Source organism: Kitasatospora sp. NPDC007106 (assembly GCF_040634455.1).
GTDB lineage: Bacteria > Actinomycetota > Actinomycetes > Streptomycetales > Streptomycetaceae > Kitasatospora > Kitasatospora arboriphila.
On the sequence record NZ_JBEYFP010000934.1, the window covers coordinates 1 to 2155 of the forward strand.

The following is a 2155-nucleotide window of genomic DNA, read 5'->3' on the forward strand; positions in this document are numbered from 1 at the left end:
CGGTGATGTTGCCCGCGTTGCCGACCGGCAGGACGTGGATGTCCGGGGCGTCGCCGAGCATGCAGAACCCGCCCTCCTGGGGGCTGGACCGGATCGACCAGCGGAACCTGCCACTGGACCACGGCTACAGCTACGCCGGCACCGCCTCCAACGTGACCGTCTACCTCGTCGACAGCGGACTGCGCACCACCCACGGCCAGTTCCAGGGCCGGGCCTCGATCGGCGTCGACGAGGTCGGCGACGGCCGCAAGGGCGCCGACTGCCTGGGCCACGGCACCCACGTGGCCGGCACGGTCGGCGGCAAGGACTACGGCGTGGCCAAGGGCGTCAAACTGGTCGCCGTCCGGGTGACCGACTGCCACGACAGCGCCTCGACCTCGGCGATCGTCGCCGCCGCCGACTGGATCACCAAGAACGCCGTCAAGCCGGCCGTCGTCAACATGAGCATCAACGGCGGGGTCAGCGCCACCGAGGACACGGCGATCAAGCGCTCGATCGCCTCGGGCGTCACCTGGGTGGTCTCCTCCGGCAACAGCAACTCCGACGCGTGCAAGAACTCGCCCGGCGACATCGCGGAGGCCATCGTCGTCAACAACGCGACCTCCGACGACATGCGCCGCTCGGACTCCAACTGGGGCTCGTGCACCGACCTGTTCGCGCCCGGCACCGGCATCGTCTCCGCCTGGAACACCGGCGACAGCGCCACCAATTCGCTCACCGGCACCTCCATGGCCGCGCCGCACGTCACCGGTGCCGCCACGCTGTACCTCTCGGCGCACCCGGACGCCACCCCCGCCCAGGTGCAGAGCGCGCTCCTCGGCGCCGCGACCACCGGAAAGATCGGCAACGCCGACAAGGGCACCCCCAACCGCCTGCTCTACACCGGAAGCCAGCCGGTCCGCTGACCCGCCCCCGCGGCCCCGCCGCGGAAGCCCGCCGCAGGACGACCGGTTGACGAATCCACAGTTTTGAACCGGCCCGCGGAACGGCGATCACCCCGGAACTCCCCGCCCGCAAGGGAACCGCCGTCCACCGAATTGGGCCGACCTCGACAGGTGGCACCGCGCCGACCGCACCGACCTTGACGCACCCCGGCCGCGGACAGGAACGTCGAGCCGCGTCCGAGGCGGTGGGAGGCGCCCCGCAGATCCCGGACGATCCCCCTACACACCCCTGGAGACAGACATGTCCAACGCTCGCCCGAACCGGCACCGCCGCACCCGCACCAAGGCCGCGATCCTCCTGGCGGTGCCCGCGGCGCTGACGGCCGGGGTCGCGGCCACCGTCGCCGGCGTCAACAGCGCCTCGGCCTCGGCGACCGTGCCGAAGCCAGACCACGTCGTCGTCGTGATGATGGAGAACCACGCCTACAGCCAGATCATCGGCAGCAAGGACGCCCCGTACATCAACCAGCTCGCCAAGGGCGGCGCCGTGCTGAAGGCCTCGTACGGCATCACCCACCCCAGCCAGCCGAACTACTTCGCGGTCTTCTCCGGCAGCACCCAGGGCATCACCGGCGACGGCTGCTACCAGGTCGGGTCGATGCCCGCCCCCAACCTCGCCTCCGAGCTGATCGCCGCCAAGCAGACCTGGGCCAGCTACAACGAGTCCCTGCCCAAGGAGGGCTCCACCACCTGCAAGGAGGGCAAGTACGCGCAGAAGCACAACCCCTGGTTCGCCTTCAAGAACGTCCCCACCAGCACCGGCAAGACCTTCGCGCAGTTCCCCACCGACTTCACCGAGCTGCCCAAGGTCTCGTTCGTCGTCCCGAACCTCTGCTCCGACATGCACGACTGCTCGATCGGCACCGGAGACGGCTGGCTCAAGAAGAACCTCGACGCCTACGCCTCCTGGGCCAAGACCCACAACAGCCTGCTCGTCATCACCTACGACGAGGACGACAAGCACAGCGGCAACCAGATCCCCACCGTCCTGTACGGACAGCCCGTCAAGGCCGGATCGGCACCCACCACCAAGTACAACCACTACGACATGCTCCGCACCCTGGAGGACCTCGCCGAGGTCGGCAGCCACGCCGGCAAGGCCGCCAGCGCCTCCGACATCACCGGCGTCTGGAACTGACCGTGTACCTCGCGGACAGCCGTTGCACCCCGACCGCGGCCCCCGCCGCCGCCCCCCGCCCCCCCCCCCCCCC

The 2155-nt window shown here is 70.1% G+C and carries 2 protein-coding genes; both read left to right on the forward strand.

Translation table 11 applies throughout. From position 1 onward, the window contains the following. Positions 1-59: 59 nt before the first annotated feature. Positions 60-905: a S8 family peptidase gene (locus ABZ641_RS34185; protein WP_359988220.1), complete on the forward strand. Its 846-nt coding sequence runs from the start codon at positions 60-62 to the stop codon at positions 903-905. Between the two features lie 280 nt (positions 906-1185). Then, positions 1186-2082 carry an alkaline phosphatase family protein gene (locus tag ABZ641_RS34190; RefSeq protein ID WP_344627337.1) on the forward strand — a complete coding sequence of 299 codons (897 nt, stop codon included), beginning with the start codon at positions 1186-1188 and terminating at the stop codon, positions 2080-2082. Positions 2083-2155 lie beyond the last annotated feature (73 nt).

Bases quoted from the DNA above. Each gene is read 5' to 3' on its own strand.
- ABZ641_RS34190 (WP_344627337.1), top strand. From the start codon at position 1,186: ATGTCCAACGCTCGCCCGAACCGGCACCGCCGCACCCGCACCAAGGCC.
- ABZ641_RS34185 (WP_359988220.1), top strand. From the start codon at position 60: ATGCAGAACCCGCCCTCCTGGGGGCTGGACCGGATCGACCAGCGGAAC.